Below are 18,938 nucleotides of genomic sequence, written 5' to 3' on the forward strand. Positions count from 1 at the left end.
AGATAACCGCAAGATTATGCTCTTTAGCACCAGGAGAAGTAAATGAGTCAGTCAATTGGACGTAATTGCTGGGCGATCGCAGAAGGTTATATTCCTGCTTATAGTAATGGCCCTGAACCTCAGTTTATTAGTCATGAAACAGTCTGTATTTTAAATGCTGGGGATCAAGATGCTCATGTAGAAATCACAATTTACTATAGCGATAGAGAACCTGTAGGTGGTTACAAAATCACTGTTCCCGCACGACGGACAAAACATATTCGCTTTAATGATCTCAAAGATCCAGAACCAATTCCTCACGATACTGATTTTGCAAGCGTGATTCAGTCAGATGCACCGATTGTCGTACAGCATACCCGGTTAGATTCACGACAAGCAGAAAACGCTCTTCTCAGCACCATCGCTTACGCTCATAATTAAATTTATTATTCTTTGGCGACACTGCTTGATAGCAATAGCTAGTTTTCAATAATGTATTTATACCAGCGTAAATATATGAATAAGAGCGCACATCTGTACGCTCTTATTCATCATTGATGTGTTGCAAGGTCTTTAAAGTTGGGATTACAAGTATTTTTAAATAAATCTCCTGTATAGCGTAGCAATAGTCATAAATATTTCGCTACAAAAGATGCAAACAGATAAATACTGCAGTCAGAACAGTCTCAACAATCAATTATTCAATTCCTACAACCCAAGCTAAAGTAAGGGTACAAAAATTTCATACCCTGATCATAATCAGTAGCTTAACGCGCAATTTTACGTTCTTGCATAGAAAATAACTATTTTGCAGCTTTTTATTCCCTTTTCAAAGCAGATGTGACATTAAGCAAATTTTTTCAAAGTTTCAGCCTAATTACAAATTAAACCTGAGATAATGTGCCTTTAAGTTCTATAGCAATATTTAGTGAGCCTTGAGCATTTCTAAAAAGTAAGATTTTGGACTACTTGCATAAGTTCAGAATCTTGATTTTGCCTGTTTAAGTAATATCTAACAAAAGTATATGGGCAGTAATCCAATTGTCTTAATCCACGGCTACTCTGCTTCTGGTGAATCTTTCAAAGTGTGGGAAAAAAAGCTAGAAGCGCGTGGGTATGATGTCTCAACTATCCATGTTTGTAGCTATGTAACCTTGACTAACGAAGTCACAATTAAAGATATTGCCGAAGGTTTTGATCGGGCATTATCTATAGAGGGAGGGTTAGCCCCAGATCAGGAATTTGATGCGATTGTGCACTCAACTGGAATGCTGGTGATTCGCGCTTGGTTAACTGCATACTCGCAAAAGCGACGAAATCGACTTAAACACGTGATTGGATTAGCACCAGCCACCTTCGGTTCTCCCTTAGCCCATAAGGGACGGAGTTGGTTAGGTGCAATGTTTAAAGGAAACAAAGAGTTTGGCCCCGACTTTCTAGAAGCTGGGGATTTAGTCCTGGATGGCTTAGAACTGGGAAGCAAATTCACTTGGGATTTGGCACATAAAGATTTATTTGGTAGTGAAATATTCTATGGGAACAAAAATGATACCCCTTATGTATTTACCTTCTGTGGTACCAGTCCCTATAGCGGTTTAGCCAAATTAGTCAGCGATCCCGGAACTGATGGTACTGTGCGCTGGGCGGGTTGTGGTTTAAATAGCCGCAAGATTGCACTTGACTTAACCAAGCAGCAGGAGGAGGAACAGCGCATCGATTTTGATGGTTCTAAAAATGATGGTATTGCACCCACAGTATTAGTTGAGGGGTTGAATCACCAGACAATTATGAGCAATCCCCGTGATGAACTAGTGGATGCAGTTTGTGAAGCACTGCAATTCACCCCCGAACAAAAAATTCAGGATTGGCATCTAAAAACTACGGAGAAACTCTCACCAAAGACTATTGATTTGTGGCAGCAGTTTGTCGTTCGTGCCGTAGATGAACGTGACGATCCCATTCCTGACTACCACATTCAAGTATTCACCCAAGGTAATGATAACTTCCAAGCCATAGATAATTTTGCTGCCAACGTACATACATATAGTGGGGATAAAAGTCTTCGCTGTTTTTATGTCAACTTAAATCGGATTCTCAATCCCCAAAATTTGCAGCAACCAACGAATTTACCAAATTTGATGATGCGCGTTATTGCATCATCAGGTTCACAGCTAATTGACTATCTGGGAGTGAATAATAAAGGAGAGTGGGATGCACAGATGGATATCTCATACCTATTACGGGAATCCAAAGTGAGACTTTTCTGGCCGTTTACAACCACTCTGATTGAATTAAAGCTAAATCGCGAACCGCGTAAGGATGTTGCCAAGTTTTTACAGCGGCTACAACAACTAAATTCAAATTAGCGATCGCATAGTTTTTTCACTATACAGTCAAATTGTTATCAGCAGAGTCATACTGGTGATAACTCCAGAATAAAATCCAATACAGTTCAGTTAAGAAAATAAATTGACAACAAAACAAATAATTTTGGAGGGGGTTTGGGGGACGCAACCGTCACCCAATCGGGGGTTTGGGGGAGAATCCCCCAATTTTGCTAGCTGTTTCCACAACTGACAAATCAATCACTAATGATCTGAACTGTATTGGAATAAAATCAGTAATTTAACTTGATTTGGTATCATCTAACCTGCGTTGCCATTCCGCATCAATTTGTGCAGAACGCTCAAATTCCTGTTCCAGTAAATCAGTTTCGCTAGAGTACACCAAATCTTCTTTGCCAATCACCTTCTCTGCTGCAAACTGACGAGCATAGTCAATTTTTTGCTGTAAACTGGCATCCACATCTGTTAATAGTCTCGCACGGGAAAGGCGATCACGGTTACGTGCGCTAATTTGGCGATTGCGCCACTGAATCCAGAAATAACGCAGTAAAGGTAGAGCTAAAAAACCTGTTCCATAAGCTAACAGTAGCCAGTAAATGCTTTGTACAAAAGCTACTAACCCACCTAATTGCGCTGCAACTGTACCATCTCTTAACAAACTTCCCAGTACTAAGGCTCCCACAAAATTGAGTATGCCTAACCCAGCACTAAGCATAATTTGTCCAGAACTTGCGGCACTAAAACGCCACAATGATTCCTCTAAATACACAGGTATTGATTGACGATAATTTTTGCTAGCCCTAACTTGTAACTCTGGGAAGTAATAAACAATTTGCCCTTCTGAACTTACCTCTGGTTGCCCATTAAATCTTGTGAGTACAGGTAACATATAGTCTTCGTACTCTTGTTGATATTTCTCACCCAGATTATCCAAATAAGGAGCAATTTGTTCTGCTACTACTGCGCCACGATGATTGCGAATCACAGCCGCAATTTCTTGCCAACGGCGTTCTTCTAAGTTGGCGTTAGGATTACCATCACCAAACAAAAAGGAAAACACCGCCTCCAAAAAATTTAGATTACTACTCTGGTTTCTTTCCCGTCGTCGTTGCTGATATTCAGTATGATAATTGGGGCTTAAATACCAAAATAAATCAGGAAAAAAGAAGAAGCCTCCACCGCCGGAATAACTACTTCTATTGTTGCTATCACGATCTGAGTTAAGAGAACTTTGAATTAAGAAGATGCTAATAATAATTAGGACGATAGAAACAATTAAGAAAATCCCAAAAGAAATCCTCACTAAGTAAAATAGAGCGCCCCAAATCTTTTGCCACCATTCTTGAAGGCGTAACTGCAAATATTTGTTGCGTAAAACTGCGCGAAAATTTTTGGGAAATAGATAAACAATGTCACCTGATTCTGCTACTTGCAAATGTCCGCCAGCATCAGATGCTAAAGCTAATAACCCTTGTCCAGCCTGTGCAATATTTAATCCTGCCTGGGTAGCGACATCACCAACTGTGACGCGATAACCCAGTTGTTCCACAGCCTGCATAATGGTGGGATTGGGAGTCATTGCTCTCCCCTCCTGTTAAATATCTTTACTATCTTTCTTCAAGTATAAAGTTTTATTTGGGGTGTCTGGGGAGTGCGATCGCCAATTCAAGATTCACCTGCAAACCAATTCCCGATTTTTGCAAATTTGCGGTTTTAGTGGCCATTCTATTCATGTTAGAATTATCTTCCTCGGCTTGGTTAAACAGCAAATTTTCTGCTCGTCATATGGTTCAGTATACTCTCGCTCAAAGTCCAGAAATTATCCTCACTGTTTCTGGCAAAGACTCAGCCAAAGCCCGTGAGAAAGCAATGGATCAACTGATAGAACTGATGGATGCAGGTAAGCTACCCACAGAACTAGAAGAAGGATTTGGCCCGCAACAATTAATTGAAGTTAAAGAGACAGCATCTGATACCGCTAGTGGTGAAGATGCTATTACTCAAGCTGTCCAGATTCTCAGCAACTTAGCCACACTTAAGCTAAAAGTTCAAGAATCACGCAATGAAGCCATAGAAATCCGCAAGGCGGTTGATGTTCTGTTCTCAGATGACTCAGTTACTGAAGAAGAAATTACCCGCCTGAAAGAAGGATTCAAAGTTCTCAAGAATTTTGCCCAAGTTAATCTCCGGTTCCACGAAGCTAGAACTAAAGCCGAACAAGCAAGAGAAGTTCTAGATCAGGCTTTAAAATCACCCGACCAATAGTAGATAGTACTTAACAGTATTGTGGTAATTGTTAATCAGTAGCTAAGTTAATTAACCATGAATAACAATTACCCACATTTCTCTTTTAACTGCGGTTAGCTTTATTGATGTTAGAAGAGACATTGGCAGAGTTAGCACTGGTTGAGACTTTCTCCACACTAACTTTCTCACCACTCATGCTTTGTCTGTAATATTGTTGATAGTACTGATAAGAAACAGGCGCAGCATCTTTAGACTTATTAGCGATCATCCCTAATAGCGGAGTGCCAGAAATTTGAATCTGTTCTAATGCTTGCTGTAGTGCAGTACGTTTGAGCTTACCTAAACCTGCAACTAGTACAAGCCCATCAGTATTGGCTGCTAATAAGTAAGCATCTCCAAATCCTAAAAGTGGAGGTGTGTCATAAATTACTAAGTCAAAACTAACTTGCAATTCCTCCATCAAATTCTGCATTTTTTGAGACGCAAGCAACCTCATCGAGTCTGGCGGAATCGGCCCTGCTGGCATCACAAACATATTATCTTCTTGAGGAGATGGCTCAATCACATTGTGCCAGTCTAAATCTTGGGATATGACATCAGTCAAACCCTGAATATTCATGAGTCCAACTCGATTGTGTAGACTAGGCGCACGCAAATTAGCATCCACAAGTAATACTCGTTGTCCCATTGCTGCTGCTGCTTGTGCTAGCTGCGTCGCAATTGTAGACTTACCATCTCCTTGTCCAGCTGAACTAATGACGAGTGAGCGAATTGGTGTATCCGAACCCAACAGCAAAATATTCGTGTAAAGCGAGCGGAAAACTTCAAAGAAAGAAGATCCTTCTGTATTTTGCCCACCTCTGGAGAGACCGTCTTTCGTCCCTGCTTCTAGTTCTTTTCTTAAAGGAACTATTCCTAGTAATGGCAACCTGGTAGCATCTTTGAGTTCTTGAGAAGAGTAGAAAATATTACTGAGTTTATCTACAACTAAAGCTGTTCCTACACCCAAGATTAAACCCAACAAACCACCCAAAGCTAAATTTTTCTTTGCGCTGTCTGAGATTGCCAAAGGTTCATTGACTTTAGAGAGTTGCGGATCTAGCAGTACCCAAGGTTGTTGCTTTTGCGCTTTTTCAATTTGCAAAGCTTGTTGCTTACTTGTAAATTGAGTCAGAGCTTCGTTGGCAATTTGTAATTCTCTTTGGATATTGTCATAATTACGGCTGATAGTTGCCAACTTTCTAATTTCACTGTAAATATTATTGATTTTTTCATCAAGGGAGCGATCGCGCGCTGAAAGTTCCTGAATGCGGCTTTGAAAGTCCTTTTGTACCCGCGCCTCTTCTTGCGCTAGCAATGGCAGTAATGATTCTTTCTTTTGTTTTAAAGTAATCATTGCCGGGTTTTCATCTGTAAACACGGCTGACTGTTGTTTAATCGCAATATCTGCTGCTTGGATCTGATCGAGAATCTTTTGGTAACGAGCATTATCACTTAACAACGAATTACCAGCCCTTTCGCCAGGTTCTTGGGCTAATTCTCGTTGTAAGTCTTCATACTTAGCTATCATTTGTTCTAGCTGGACTCGATTCTCTATTCGCTGTTGTCGGAAAACTGTCAATTGCCCAGACAATTCTTGAGCTTTCTGGGCAGGTTCAATCAAATTATTGTCCAACCGCAAATTTCGCAATTGCTCTTGCCAGTATTTTAAACTCTTCTCTAATGGCTGTTTTTGTCTATCCACAAACTGAATAGCCACTTCCACATCTGATTGCCGTTCCTGCAAACTATATTGCAGATAAGCATCAGCAAGTAGCTTTAACACATCAGTCACTAGTTGTTGATCTGAGTTCTGATATTCGATGCTGATGATATTTGGCTTTTTAGATGAGATAGTCAAGTAATAGACCAGCAAGTCATATGTGATTCCTGGGTATTGCTCCTGCAGCTTTTCCACAATCGGATTCAACACCTTAGGACTCTGTAAAACTGCGATCGTTGTCTGAACTTCCTTTGTTGACTCAGGAGGTGCTACTTTGTCTTGACTACTTATAGATTGAGGAACATTAGCCGTTACCTTATCCTCACCAGTCACTGGTTTGGTAAGAATATCAAAAGTGCCTTGATAAATTGGGGGATCGGTTTCCGCCTTAAGTACTGCTGCTGTTGCTACTAAGGCTGTTGTACCACCGATTAACAATAGTCTACGACGCAAAACTGCGCCAACTTGACCCAGGTTTAATCCACCTTCTTCATCGTTTAACTGGGTAAAGTTTGATTGTGACAAGGGGTGAGAATATTTTTCCGACTTCAGCATAGCATTTGTCAACTAAACTACTTATATTCCTTTAACAGGTGAATTCTTCGATTCAATCTTGGATAGGTAGTTAGATTGCTCCGAAGTAAGCTTTTTTGTTTCTGCACCCACGTAAATCAATTGAATTGATTGACTACTTAGATAATACCATTAATAAATGTAGTAATATTTAATACGCAAGAACTACGTATGAGGAAAGATTTAGCTTTGACGACTTGATATAAAGCTCAAATAAACTTGAATACATATACTTTAACTACAGTAGCATTACGCAAGAAGAATTGGTGAAATTATTTAAAAGATTAAGTAGAATTTTCTTAACATAGGTCGGTTTTTCTAGTATAAATACGGTAAAATCACTCTTGAAATATACCTTATTACTTAGATTTTGCAAGTATATTTACTCGCAAAATCTTCCTTTTTCTACTTGAAATATATTAAAGTTATTTTCAATACTGTTTTCAAAGTCTCCTAAAAAGACTGTGGAGCAGGTAAGTTCAGTTCCAATCAAGAGGTAGAAGTACAAGTATCTAACAGGATTTACTGTTGACTTAGTTCTGCTCAGGCTCAATATGAAGGTTGCTTGCAAAGCAGCGATCGCTTGCCTTGCTTCATAAAAATAAATAAAAAAATTCAGTGTACAGTGGTATTTTGAGTACACTGTGGAAGCCCTACAAAACTTTTGGTTCTTATTTTTAGAATAACTGTTTAACTGGGGCGCTAGGATTCGAACCTAGGGATGGCGGGACCAAAACCCGCTGCCTTACCACTTGGCTACGCCCCAATGCAAGATTGCACTTTAGATAATATAGCAGCTACTGCTGGGTTAGTGTCAAGTACTTTGAGCAAAAAAATTTAAGATTATTTGCTTTGCTTTATGGAAACATAGTGAATATACTGCCAATATTCATGAAATTAGTATAAAATTAGCTACTGGTTTCATTAGCTTCTAGTTGTGCTAGAGGATCAAGCGATTGCCTGCTCATTTGTCGCTGATGCCATTGCAAACCAATCAAAATAGCTACAATCATTGTTTGGCCTGGTTCCTCCATCTGAGTAATGATCAGTCCGTAAATGAACAAAGTCAGCATTAGCAGTTTGCTTAAATCGTCACGACACATACGACTCCAAACGATATATCCCAAATACAGATAGGTAAGTAAACCCACAAAGCCTAAATCGCCCCAAATACCAGCCCAGCTGAAAAGAGGGATAAACAGAGAAGATTCCAGAATCAACCAGTTAGAGTTGACATAAGCCCAAATTTCTTCGGTTACAGGATGAGTGGTAACACCTAACGGAGCAAGCATCGTTGCATAATCCCGGAATACCCATCCTCCTAGTCTGCTCACAGTATGACCAGGGCCTAAACCGATCAACCAATTCAAAGGAGAGCGAAAATAACCAGATATCATGCGAATACCTGCAATCTTAGCCTGATAACCTTCTCCATCGGGAGGAATGTAAAGTGATGTTCTATTTGCCCAATGTTTAAATGCTCCTAAAGCTTCTATATCTAGATTTTCTATTGCCCAAAAGAAACCTCCAATAACAATAACTACTCCTACAAAATATAAGAGCAGTTTGCGAAAATCATTAAATTTAGTTAGCACCAATATTATCCAAGCCAGAAAAAATACTACTAATATTTGTTTAGAGTCAGAAGCTACTAAGTGATAAAATGAGGCAAATATACAAAAAACTCGCCACCACAAAGGGGCGCTTTTAGCATTTATAAGATAGTATAAAGCAACGCTTACTGAAACTGAAACAGATACATAATTCCCGGCTCCCGATAAGTAGAATACACCCTGTACGTTATCTAATAATGAATATCTAGAATATTTCATGATCCCTGTAATCAGCAGGAAATATTGCGCGATCGCTAAAACTATATTAATAACTGCAGAAACTAAAGTAAAAGACCTTAATTTTTTCCAACTGGCTATTGATAGAGGCAGACATGATATCGCTAGCAATAGCATAAAAGGCTCAGTCAGTAATATAAAATCTAATATTACATTAATAAAACCTGCACGATTTAATAGTGCACTGGCTACCATTACGCCTAATAATACCAATAATCCAGCAAGAATTTCCCTAGAAAACTTTATCTGTACCCGATTTCTTGTAGAAGTACTGGTTATGACAATTAGAAAAACAACAGGAACAATTAGAAAATGAACAAAATTTATAATTGATGGGGCACCAGCTGCATTAATAATCCGAGGATAAAAAGCGCTGGCGAAGGCAAATAATATTAAAAATATGTTTTTAACATACCCAGGTTTCTTTTTTTGATAAATTAGTGATTCATGAATCAAACTATCCATAGATTTTCCAGAAAATTCAGTTGATTAATTGATAATCTATCAATTAATTTTTCCACAACATGGCTTAATCAGCCTCGGTTATTAAAAATATTTAAAAAAATTATTTCAAATCATATCATAAAATTTGAGATATTGATTTGCAGTGTTTAGTTTGCTAAAACGCTGATCGGGAACAATTTCCTTATAATCCTGATTATATAAGGATTCAGTAATCGCATTAGCAAGATTTTGGGCTATATCTCCCTCTAGTTCAAAATAATTGCAATTCTCATTCCCAATTTCTCTAAATATAGGAATATTAGAGCAGACTACTTTACAAGCAAGAGATAATGCTTCAGCTAAAGGCAAACAAAAGCCTTCTGTTGAAGACGGTACAACCAAAAGCTGACAATTCTCATACAACCAACGTAGTTCCTCGTCTTTTATTGATGTCATCATTAGAATACGGTCTTGTAGAGAAAGTGCTTGGATTTGGTGATGTATATTTTCTGTTTCTGGCCCAGTACTACCTACAATAATTAACTGAGTTGCATCGTTTATCTGTTTATTATTTAATAATATATGATAAGATTTGATGAGAATATCTAAATTCTTATTTTTGCGATGCTGGGCAACAGCTAATAAAAAATGTGATTTAATATTAGTAGATTTGATAGCTTGAGGAGTAACATGACTAAAATCTACATAATTATAAATGACAGCAGTTTGTTTGCGCTTTTCTATTTTGGAAAAATATTCTTGTAATTTATCTAAAGTATATTGAGAAACACAAGATAATCCATCACTATTACTAATACATTGCTTTAGAAACAGTTGGTTAAATATTACATTAGGGTAACCGAAATTTTCAGGATACTCATAAGGATATAAATCATGAATAGTAGCTACCACAGGACATGGGAACAGTTGACGAATAAACGGTAGCGGAAATGAAAGATGAATTAAATCTGCATGATGTTGTTTGGCAAGTTGTGGTAAACTCCATAAATACCAAATATTTCTTTGAATGGCGGTATTTTTAATATCTACAATTACCAATTTAATTTTTTCTGATTCTAGAGAAAAAGACTTTTCAAAATATGCTTTTTGCCATGAACCGATAATCAAACTAACTTTGCTAACTTTGTCTGTGTCAGCCAAGCATTTTGCAAGATTTGCAGCATGTCTACAAACTCCAGTAGGTTTTGTTGGTCTGTGTAAAGCAGCAATTAAAAGATGCATGATTTGATTAAATAATTGACTAGTGATTTAGATAAAATGTTGTACTTGTTTTAATTACTGAAATAAATTTTTAGCAATTGTTCTATTTTTTATCAGCAAATGCACAGCTAGCCAACTAATAAAAAACTATGTAAAGAACATATAATTTGAGAGAGAACACAATACTACGGCATAAATCGATTCCTGCAAATCTTGCTTTCTTATCCATCTTACTGTCCTCGAATATTTTCTAGTTAAATACTATGTCATTTATTAGCTATCAATACTTGAACAGTCTTTTTATTTGGTTTTAAGCAAAAATTAGTTTTGCAAGGCGCACTAGTGTAATTATTTTTTATTTAACAATCTGCTAATTTAATTAAGTACTTTTGGTTTTTGAAAAGATATGACTTCTTCATAGACTTGAGCCAGGCGTTGACCCATAACCTGCCAACTATAAGTATCTCGAACTAACTGCCTTCCCGCTTGTCCCATACGGACGCGCAGTTCTGGATCTTTAGCTAAAGTAATCAAGGCTTTTGACATATCATCAACTGCTTGCTCTGGGTTAATTGCAGCAATTTTGAAGCCAGTCTCTGCTGTTACCTGCTGCGCTGGGCCTCCCAAATCTAAACAGACAACTGGGCGGCCTGTTGCCATAGCTTCAATACATACCCATCCACCAGAATCATGTAAACTAGGGTGAACTAATACATGACAATTTCCTAAATTTTCTAGAGTCTTCTCGCGAGGTAATCTACCCCAAAATTTCACTTTATGTGCAATACCTAACTGGGTTGCCATGCTTTGCAATCGTTCCCATTCTGGGCCATCCCCAACAATCCAATATTCTGCTTCAGTTAGGTTGGCTTTTGCAAAAGCTTGTAACCCTAAGTGAAAACCTTTCCAATGCAAAAGTCTGCCCATACTAATAAATCTGACAGGTTGCTGCGTAGGGATAGGGTATTGGTTAAGTACAGAGATTTCTTCTGTAAGTAAACCTGATTCCGAAATAAGATCTACAGATTTCACGCCCATTTTATACAACTTTTTAGCTGTATCTTCAGTTGTGGCTCTAACTACAGCACTCTTTCTTGCAGTTATATGTACAAATGGATCGAGTTCCCCTAAAGAACGAGAGATAATACGTGCTGCTTCGTAAGCTTTAGCGCGAAAGTCAAAATCCCGCCAAAATGCCTTGGGAGCAGTTTCCCCACCTCCAACAGGGCCCCAGATAAAGGGAATGGGCAATAATGACAAAAAGCTGGGATTGGAATATTTAACAAACGTTACATGATGTGCAACATCAAAACCAATTTGACGATGCAATCTCCGAGCTACAAAGTATGCTTGTATCTGCCAGAGATAATAATGGATTTGCATTGCCCCATTCGACCCTAAGCGCCACAGTCCACCCAATATAGGTAAGGTAAAATAGACGAAGTGCAAGTTAGGATTTGGATTAGAGGCCAGCTCTGCTTCAATAGCTTCTTTACTTTCATCAGGTCGCGTTAATACCCAAACTTCATTGTATTTGGCAGCTTCCCAAACCACATTCCAGCCGACACCACGCTCAGAGCCTTTTCCAGGTTCACACGAATAAGCAGAAATTAATATTTTCATAAGCAGATAAAGATACAGTCTGGTAAACAATGTTATTTAGATATTTGCATCAAACAGATGCTAAATGGAAAAATTTTGATGCATTAATTTTTATTAGCTAATAATTTTTCATAAACTTCAGCTAGTTTTTCTGCTGTTTTTTCCCACGTAAATAATTGAGCTCTTGACAGTCCTTTATCGACTAATTCTTGATAATATATTGTGTCATTATGCAATCGCACTACTGCTTCTGAGATTGCTTGTGGTTCTTGGGGATTAACTAGAATAGCTGCATCTCCTGCTACTTCCGGCATAGCTGAAGTGTTGGAAGTAATAACTGGAGTGCCACAAGCCATAGCTTCTAAAATTGTGATGCCGAATCCTTCATGCAGCGAAGGCGCTATCAGAATATCAGCAGCATTATATATTTCGATTAGCGTTTTCTTATCTGGTTTACCAAAGTAAGTAATATAATTTTCTAACTGATGTTCTTGAATATATTCTTTTTGCTCATCTGTAAAGTCAGCCCCCACTTTCCAAAATTTAAAAGATATTTCTTTTTGTTTTAAAATATTTAAAGATTCAAGTATAGTAAAAATATTTTTACGAGGGTGATTGGCTCCTACATTTAGGAGATAAGTTGTTTGATCATTACAACTATGATTTTGGTAAAAAGCATCAATCTCAGATGGAGATAACTGCCGAAATATAGGATCTACAGCATTGGGAGTTACAGTAATTTTGGCAGGTTCTATATTTAATAATTTAGTAGTATCTTTAGCAGTTACACAAGAAACAGAAAAGATGTGATCGGCATATTTCATGCCTTTGACAGCAAATAACCAGACATTTTTACTCACAAATGGCAATTGCACCGAACCTTGAAGATTGCCTGAGTAATAAAAGTTGATTAAATCATGGCAAGTAACAACAACAGTTTTAGTAGTTTTTTGTAACCAATAAACAATATGAGCTTCTGCAGGTTCAATAATATGGAAAACATCTGCTGATTGTTGTCTTACCAAGCTGGGAAAGCGCCAAAAGCGCTCATAGTATTTGATAACTCTTAGTAAAAGAGAAGAACTTGTTCTATCATAATTACGCGGTGCTAAATCCACAATTTCCCAGTCAGGTCTGACAGTTTTTAAACCTGAAATAATCCCATTGGCATAGATATCCATGCTGAACTCTTGCATAGTACGCACAATAATTACACGCATGATTAATTCCCCTTAGCATCACACTCCAACTTTCAACTAACCTCAACTTTTGTTCATAGCATAGGCATGAATGCTAGTTTGTCGGATGAGAGGTTGCCAAAGGTTGATTAAACGTTCAGCGATTCTTTCATGGCTATAATGCTGATTAACTCTAGCCATACCATGTTGCTTTAACTCTTGCCGCCAATTCGGATTGCAAATCATTCGCTCTAAAATTGCTGCTAATCCTGCTGATTCACCCTCTGGAAATATCAGATCAGAACGACCAATAACATTGGCGATTTCACCACTACTAGAGCCTACTACAGGAACACCCATTGCCATTGCTTCAATTAAAACGTGACCAAATTGCTCTTTCCATGTAGTAGCAGTTAAGGAAGGCAGGACTAAAACATCAAATTTACTAATTTCTTCGGGTGCTTGCTCATGACGGACTGAACCGCGCCAAACTACTAAATCAGCTATTTGCTGTTTTTGAGCTTCTTGTTTGAGCGCTTGTTCATGGGAACCGGAACCACAAATAATAATCCGGGTATTGAGTCCTTTTTCTTTCAGTAGTCGTGCAGCACCAAATATAGTATCAACACCCTTCTCAGGAACCAATCTGCCCAGAAATCCTATGTGGAATTCTTCATTTTTCTTTTCAGGCGATCGCGGACTAGATAATTGAGTATCCACTCCCATCTGTGGCATCACTTCCATCAGTCCGGTATAACCCCATTGCCGTAATAAATTAGCTCCATCTTGATTACCTGGAAGCATCAACTTGGCTGTATTCATGACAAATTGACGTACCCAGCGACGCGCAACAGGCAGTTTGCGATCCATATTTTCCCAGCCAAATACAACCATTGGCTTGCCTGTGATTCTGCTCCAAATTGCTAACTCAAAAGTACAAAGTGAGAATACTTCTTCTTCCACTTGCACTATGTCAGGTTGAAAATTCTGCAGAACTTGCCACAGATGCCAAGGTGTATAGACATGAGCACCTCCACGACCAGAAAACAGTACAGGTGCTGTATAAACTTTAATGTTGGGATAAGGCTTTTCAACTTCAAACTGGCGATTCCACTCCAGCGCTTTCCAGTTGCTAGGAGCTAGTAAGCCAACTTCAAATTTACCGGTTTCTGCGATCGCATTCAGCTTACCTTGGTTTATACCAACTACATAAGCGTGACTAACAAAAAGTACACGCAGCTTAGAGTTCGTCATTGTGGGCAATTATCACTATAATTTGAACATAATTTTGCAAGGCTGCTAGGAGCGATATGCTCGAGCCAAGAGGTTTTTTGTTGGTATTCTAGGACGACCTGCTCCTTCAGCAATAAAAATGAGTTGATGTAGTAAACACAAGTAAGTTTCTTTGAACCGTCCCAAGATTGTAGATGCAGACCACTGTGGTTTGATCTCAACTTTATTAGCATCAAATCCACCTAGTAATAAAAGATGCAGAAGAGAGTGTTCTGTCACTCCGAATTCGTGAGTCAGGTCATTATATCTGCACAGACAACTAAATATACTGCCCATATTAGGTGTTTGAATCACAAGGCAGCCATTAGGTTTCAATTTTTCTCTAATTTGCTTGATAAATTTACTTGCTGATTGCTTTGGTAAATGTTCCAAAATATCTAAAGCAAAAATGAGATCATACTTTTCTGCATCTCTGAATTGGTTGAGTTGTTCTGCATTAAATTTCTGCACAAATGTTAATCCTAATTCATGGCAAATAGCTACATTTTGCTCGGAAATATCGAACCCCGAAAGATTCTTATATCCTTTTTCTTTTAAGAAAGTTAATAAAGCTCCTTCGCCACAAGCCACGTCTAATATTTTGAGCGATCTATCTATTGGTAACCAATGCTTTAAAGAACGTTGGAAGGATTTACAAATTTTCTCTTTGGCTTTATGATCTTTAACTGTTGGTCTACAAGAGATTTCATTATACCGCTCATAAATCTCTCCTGTGGTATTACGTGTAGACGTTATTTTTAAAGACATAAAATTTGGACTCCAAACCATAAATTCTGTTGAGAATTGGCAAGTTATTAGGAAATTCTAATAGCGATCCCATTCAGCAAGCTGGACTAGCAATAGTCAAGTTAGGGATGAAATTAACATCAATTTCTGTTTGTTAATTGCTTGTGCAAATAAACCTATTAATAGCTCCTTCCCTACTCTCACAACCCCATCATTATTGCTGAAATGAGTACCTTGAACCACGCCTCTTTTTAACTTTTTAAGGTAATGGCAAATGAAGCTATGCACTTGGTTAAGTTAGAGCAAATTTTCTGTCAATTAGCTCTTTGACTAAGCGCTTCAGACGGCTCTGTCCATAGATCAGATCAAACCATTTTTGAAAAATATTATCTGGTAAATACTCACCCCAGCGAAATAGCCACTGTTGAGCTACAGACCAATTATTAAAATTGGGATGAGTCACAAGCTGCTGGTGTATTGTCCTGCGCTCTAACTTAGATAAATGCTTAAAACGAGCTAGTAAATAAAGATCATGACAGACTGCAACACTAAAATGCAAATCTGTTAGGCTATCTGCAATGGCTGTACCATAAATTTTTTGGAGAAACTGTTTTTGTTCTTGATGTACACGTGCTAAAGTCACTTGCTCTTTCTCTAGAAAATCTGCTGTCACAGTTGTTTGGCTAGTAGTATTTGAGCCATGTAAGCGAAATTTACTTAGTACATCTGGTGCTGAACCAATTACTGTGATAAATGGAGCAAAACGGAATATTAAACTATCTGCATTACGTACAAATGCTTCGTTCAGGGGAAAGATATAGTTGGCTACTTCGCGTCTGATACTTAAAGCAGATGCTGGAGGAATATTGTCAACGAATCCACCATTTTGTAAAGCAGAATGGCCCATCCAACCTGAAGCTAAACGCCTAAACATAGGAGTTGATTTTAATAAATTACCTTGGCCATCAATTTGAATTACATTATGAATGGCAAAGCCACATTTAGGGTTAAGTCTGAATACCTCTAAAATTTTCTGTAACTTATTATTCATCCAAATGTCATCGGCATCTAAAATGCAAATAATTTCACCCTTAGTGTGGCTATAAGCTGTATTTAATGCTGTGGCAACACCTCCATTTAGTTTGCGGATCAACTTGATTCGGGAATCTTTTTGAAGATAACTTTCGATAACTTCACAAGAGTTATCTTTGGAGCCATCATCACAAACTATGATTTCAAAATTGGTGTAAGTTTGTTGAAGAGCGCTGTCTAGAGTCTCGCCAATATATTTTGCATAGTTGTAGTTGGGAACTAAAACTGATATTAAAGGTCTATCTGGCAGTTGAGGTAGTTCTATTGGTTGTAAATTTTGAGTTTGCAATTGTTGCATTTGCTGAATCCTAAGATTTGAATTAACGCAATCTGTGTTTTAATTCCTAAATCGAATTTGCTATTTCTTTCTCAAATACACCCAGAGCCCGCACTACTGCTTGATCCATATCATAGTACTTATAGTCTCCCAGCCTACCTGCAAATATTACTGTACCGTTGAGTTTTTCTACCTCTTTCAAATACAAATTCAAGCGATCGCGGTTTTCTTCATTGAGAATAGGATAATAAGGATCGTTTTTGCCAGGTACATAAGCTTGAGGATATTCCATTACCAAGGTAGTTTTAGGAGATGTTTGTCCCGACAAATATTTTTGCTCGGTGATGCGTGTAATATCGTAGTCATTGGGGTAGTTGACTGTACCAACTTCTTGATACCATTCTTGATCTAGAGTCTCAAATTGAAAGCGCAAACTACGATAGGGCAGTTCGCCATACATATAATCGAAAAAGGTATCTATTGGCCCTGTACAAAGTATTCGGTTAAACTTTACATCATTGATAATCTCGCGGTAATCTGTATTTAGGAGTACCTTAATGTTAGGATGAGCTAGAATTTTACGGAACATTTCGGTATAACCCAGCTTAGGCATAGCTTGGTAAGGGTCTTGAAAATAACGGTTATCCCGACTTATGTAAACTGGAACACGTCCTGTTACTCCCCTATCTAGTTCTTCTGGTTTTACACCCCACTGCTTCATGGTGTAATGGAGAAAGATATTTTGATAAATGTAATCAGCTAAAAAGCTTAAATCTCCACTAGCGCTTTCACGCAGTTTTAGGATAGGTATTTTTACTCCAAAACCAAAGTGCTCTAGCAACAAATTTTCTAGCTTTTCTGCATATTTTGGAGGAAACAGGGCATAAAGAGAGTTCAAATTAAAGGGGATAGGAACCTTTTTACCCTCTACTACTCCCAGAACATGATGATAGTAATGTCTCCATTCTGTAAATTGTGAAAGATAATCCCAAACTTTTTTAGATTTGGTGTGAAAAATATGAGGGCCGTACTTATGAACTAAAATGCCATGCTCGTTGTAGTAATCGTAAGCATTACCGCCGATATGGTCTCTCTGTTCCACTATAAGTACCCTTTGTGCAAGTTGAGTAGCAATTCGTTCAGCTAGCACGCAGGCTGAGTACCCAGCACCTATAATCAGCCAATCAGTTTTCATAATAGAGTCTCCTTTATTAATAGCATGGCTGAGTTATGTTTTGGTCTATTCAATTTTTTGCGTATATTTAATTGATTCATAGTTTTAATGCTGAGTCTTTTGATTTGTAAAAATTTGAGTTAAAAGCGATAGGCGACGAGAAAGATGGTAATTTAAAATTATTGGTATCCTGACGCATAATGCCCAAAAGAAAATTGGATTTTGCATGGCTACAATCCATGCATTTAAAAAATCCTTTTTTTTGATGTATGGTTTTACTTTATAAAATGCTCTAAGTAGCTTCATTTCTGATAAACGCCGATATAAAGAAGCTGCTATTTTTGGATCTTTTTTTGTAAATTCTTGCTGTAAAAGATATAAATTTGTATTGTAAGCTTGCTCATAAAATTGTGTCTGTTCAGTCATAAGTGAGCCAGTACGACTACGGTAAAAATAATAAGGTTCCGGCACAATTGTGAAGCAGGCTCCATTAACTAAGCATAATAAGAAGAGAAAAAGGTCTTCTCCATACTTCAATTCTTCATTAAATTCAAGAGCATGACAAATCAAAAATTCACGTTTTATTAAAGGCTTTGTGATGCCGAGGCTGAAATCAATAAAATATGTAGTATCTATGTTTATCGGAGTTTTAAAGTTTATTTTTTTTCCAGAAAAATATGTATTATGAGAGGAATCTGTATCATCTGCGATTAAATGCATATCATCTGCAATCAAGTCTGCATTTTTTTGATAAGCTACTTGCAACAGCTTTTCTAATCTATTTGGTGCATACCAGTCATCTGAATCTAGTAGAGCAACCCATTCGCCTTTTGCCTCTTTTAGAGCACGGTTACGTGAGTAACTTGGCCCTTTATTACTTTCATTAACTAAGAGCTTAAGGCGCTGATCTGTAAAAGTTCTCACTACTTCTACTGTTTTGTCTGTGGAAGCATCATCAACTACGATGACTTCAATCCTTGACTCAGTCTGCCCTAATGCAGATTCTATCGCTTGTTTGATATAGTTATCGGTATTATAAGCAGGAATAATAATAGATACTCTAGGATTCACAAGCTTTCTCTCTTGACTTCTAAAATTGATTTAGCTATACAAAGAAGATGGGTTTCTAATTAATATTTGTAATAAGTGAGGAAATACCATCAAGAGATTGCTCC

The 18,938-nt window shown here is 37.8% G+C and carries 14 protein-coding genes and 1 tRNA gene; 3 read left to right on the forward strand and 12 right to left on the reverse strand.

What is annotated here, in order from left to right; genetic code table 11:
• Window positions 1-42: 42 nt before the first annotated feature.
• Entirely contained in the window at window positions 43-420 is a 378-nt protein-coding gene (locus HGR01_RS33105) for a sensory rhodopsin transducer (RefSeq protein ID WP_045868048.1), read from the forward strand.
• Between the two features lie 584 nt (window positions 421-1,004).
• The gene (locus tag HGR01_RS33110; protein WP_045868047.1) at window positions 1,005-2,345 is read left to right on the forward strand and encodes an esterase/lipase family protein; all 1,341 of its coding nucleotides are present in this window, start codon (window positions 1,005-1,007) and stop codon (window positions 2,343-2,345) included.
• Window positions 2,346-2,604: 259 nt separating this feature from the next.
• Here the strand turns inward: HGR01_RS33110 and HGR01_RS33115 are convergent, their stop codons facing one another.
• A complete protein-coding gene (locus HGR01_RS33115; protein ID WP_045868046.1) occupies window positions 2,605-3,903 on the reverse strand; it encodes a hypothetical protein in 1,299 nt (432 codons plus the stop codon).
• 206 nt (window positions 3,904-4,109) lie between these two features.
• Here HGR01_RS33115 and HGR01_RS33120 point away from each other — a divergent pair, with 206 nt between their 5' ends.
• The gene (locus HGR01_RS33120; protein WP_045868867.1) at window positions 4,110-4,589 is read left to right on the forward strand and encodes a hypothetical protein; all 480 of its coding nucleotides are present in this window, start codon (window positions 4,110-4,112) and stop codon (window positions 4,587-4,589) included.
• An 85-nt stretch (window positions 4,590-4,674) separates the two neighbouring features.
• Here HGR01_RS33120 and HGR01_RS33125 read toward each other — a convergent pair whose 3' ends face one another.
• The 11 genes from HGR01_RS33125 to HGR01_RS33175 all read right to left on the reverse strand — a co-directional run bounded on the left by HGR01_RS33125 (window position 4,675) and on the right by HGR01_RS33175 (window position 18,834).
• Complete coding sequence (locus HGR01_RS33125; protein ID WP_096621913.1) at window positions 4,675-6,888, reverse strand: GumC family protein; 2,214 nt, start codon at window positions 6,886-6,888, stop codon at window positions 4,675-4,677.
• A 712-nt stretch (window positions 6,889-7,600) separates the two neighbouring features.
• Window positions 7,601-7,672 (reverse strand) — tRNA-Gln (locus HGR01_RS33130).
• 142 nt (window positions 7,673-7,814) lie between these two features.
• Complete coding sequence (locus HGR01_RS33135; protein WP_045868044.1) at window positions 7,815-9,221, reverse strand: hypothetical protein; 1,407 nt, start codon at window positions 9,219-9,221, stop codon at window positions 7,815-7,817.
• A 105-nt stretch (window positions 9,222-9,326) separates the two neighbouring features.
• The gene (locus HGR01_RS33140; RefSeq protein WP_045868043.1) at window positions 9,327-10,442 is read right to left on the reverse strand and encodes a glycosyltransferase family 4 protein; all 1,116 of its coding nucleotides are present in this window, start codon (window positions 10,440-10,442) and stop codon (window positions 9,327-9,329) included.
• Between the two features lie 354 nt (window positions 10,443-10,796).
• Window positions 10,797-12,044 carry a glycosyltransferase family 4 protein gene (locus HGR01_RS33145; RefSeq protein ID WP_045868042.1) on the reverse strand — a complete coding sequence of 416 codons (1,248 nt, stop codon included), beginning with the start codon at window positions 12,042-12,044 and terminating at the stop codon, window positions 10,797-10,799.
• A gap of 83 nt (window positions 12,045-12,127) precedes the next feature.
• Window positions 12,128-13,243: a glycosyltransferase family 4 protein gene (locus tag HGR01_RS33150; protein ID WP_045868041.1), complete on the reverse strand. Its 1,116-nt coding sequence runs from the start codon at window positions 13,241-13,243 to the stop codon at window positions 12,128-12,130.
• A gap of 42 nt (window positions 13,244-13,285) precedes the next feature.
• Window positions 13,286-14,455, reverse strand: coding sequence for a glycosyltransferase (locus HGR01_RS33155; RefSeq protein WP_045868040.1), 1,170 nt, complete (start codon window positions 14,453-14,455; stop codon window positions 13,286-13,288).
• A 45-nt stretch (window positions 14,456-14,500) separates the two neighbouring features.
• A complete protein-coding gene (locus HGR01_RS33160) occupies window positions 14,501-15,241 on the reverse strand; it encodes a class I SAM-dependent methyltransferase (protein ID WP_052335059.1) in 741 nt (246 codons plus the stop codon).
• A gap of 271 nt (window positions 15,242-15,512) precedes the next feature.
• Window positions 15,513-16,610 (reverse strand): glycosyltransferase family 2 protein, encoded by a 1,098-nt coding sequence (locus tag HGR01_RS33165; protein ID WP_045868039.1) that lies wholly within the window; start codon window positions 16,608-16,610, stop codon window positions 15,513-15,515.
• Between the two features lie 46 nt (window positions 16,611-16,656).
• On the reverse strand, window positions 16,657-17,784 hold the full coding sequence (gene glf / locus HGR01_RS33170; protein WP_045868038.1) for a UDP-galactopyranose mutase: 1,128 nt from the start codon (window positions 17,782-17,784) through the stop codon (window positions 16,657-16,659).
• Window positions 17,785-17,868: 84 nt separating this feature from the next.
• Window positions 17,869-18,834, reverse strand: coding sequence for a glycosyltransferase family 2 protein (locus HGR01_RS33175; protein ID WP_045868037.1), 966 nt, complete (start codon window positions 18,832-18,834; stop codon window positions 17,869-17,871).
• Window positions 18,835-18,938 lie beyond the last annotated feature (104 nt).

It is taken from the genome of Tolypothrix sp. PCC 7712 (assembly GCF_025860405.1).
Classification (GTDB): domain Bacteria; phylum Cyanobacteriota; class Cyanobacteriia; order Cyanobacteriales; family Nostocaceae; genus Aulosira; species Aulosira diplosiphon.

Coding starts and splice junctions, on each gene's coding strand:
- HGR01_RS33105 (WP_045868048.1), top strand. CDS start 43: ATGAGTCAGTCAATTGGACGTAATTGCTGGGCGATCGCAGAAGGTTAT.
- HGR01_RS33110 (WP_045868047.1), top strand. CDS start 1,005: ATGGGCAGTAATCCAATTGTCTTAATCCACGGCTACTCTGCTTCTGGT.
- HGR01_RS33115 (WP_045868046.1), bottom strand. CDS start 3,903: ATGACTCCCAATCCCACCATTATGCAGGCTGTGGAACAACTGGGTTAT.
- HGR01_RS33120 (WP_045868867.1), top strand. CDS start 4,110: ATGGTTCAGTATACTCTCGCTCAAAGTCCAGAAATTATCCTCACTGTT.
- HGR01_RS33125 (WP_096621913.1), bottom strand. CDS start 6,888: ATGCTGAAGTCGGAAAAATATTCTCACCCCTTGTCACAATCAAACTTT.
- HGR01_RS33135 (WP_045868044.1), bottom strand. CDS start 9,221: ATGGATAGTTTGATTCATGAATCACTAATTTATCAAAAAAAGAAACCT.
- HGR01_RS33140 (WP_045868043.1), bottom strand. CDS start 10,442: ATGCATCTTTTAATTGCTGCTTTACACAGACCAACAAAACCTACTGGA.
- HGR01_RS33145 (WP_045868042.1), bottom strand. CDS start 12,044: ATGAAAATATTAATTTCTGCTTATTCGTGTGAACCTGGAAAAGGCTCT.
- HGR01_RS33150 (WP_045868041.1), bottom strand. CDS start 13,243: ATGCGTGTAATTATTGTGCGTACTATGCAAGAGTTCAGCATGGATATC.
- HGR01_RS33155 (WP_045868040.1), bottom strand. CDS start 14,455: ATGACGAACTCTAAGCTGCGTGTACTTTTTGTTAGTCACGCTTATGTA.
- HGR01_RS33160 (WP_052335059.1), bottom strand. CDS start 15,241: ATGTCTTTAAAAATAACGTCTACACGTAATACCACAGGAGAGATTTAT.
- HGR01_RS33165 (WP_045868039.1), bottom strand. CDS start 16,610: ATGCAACAATTGCAAACTCAAAATTTACAACCAATAGAACTACCTCAA.
- glf (WP_045868038.1), bottom strand. CDS start 17,784: ATGAAAACTGATTGGCTGATTATAGGTGCTGGGTACTCAGCCTGCGTG.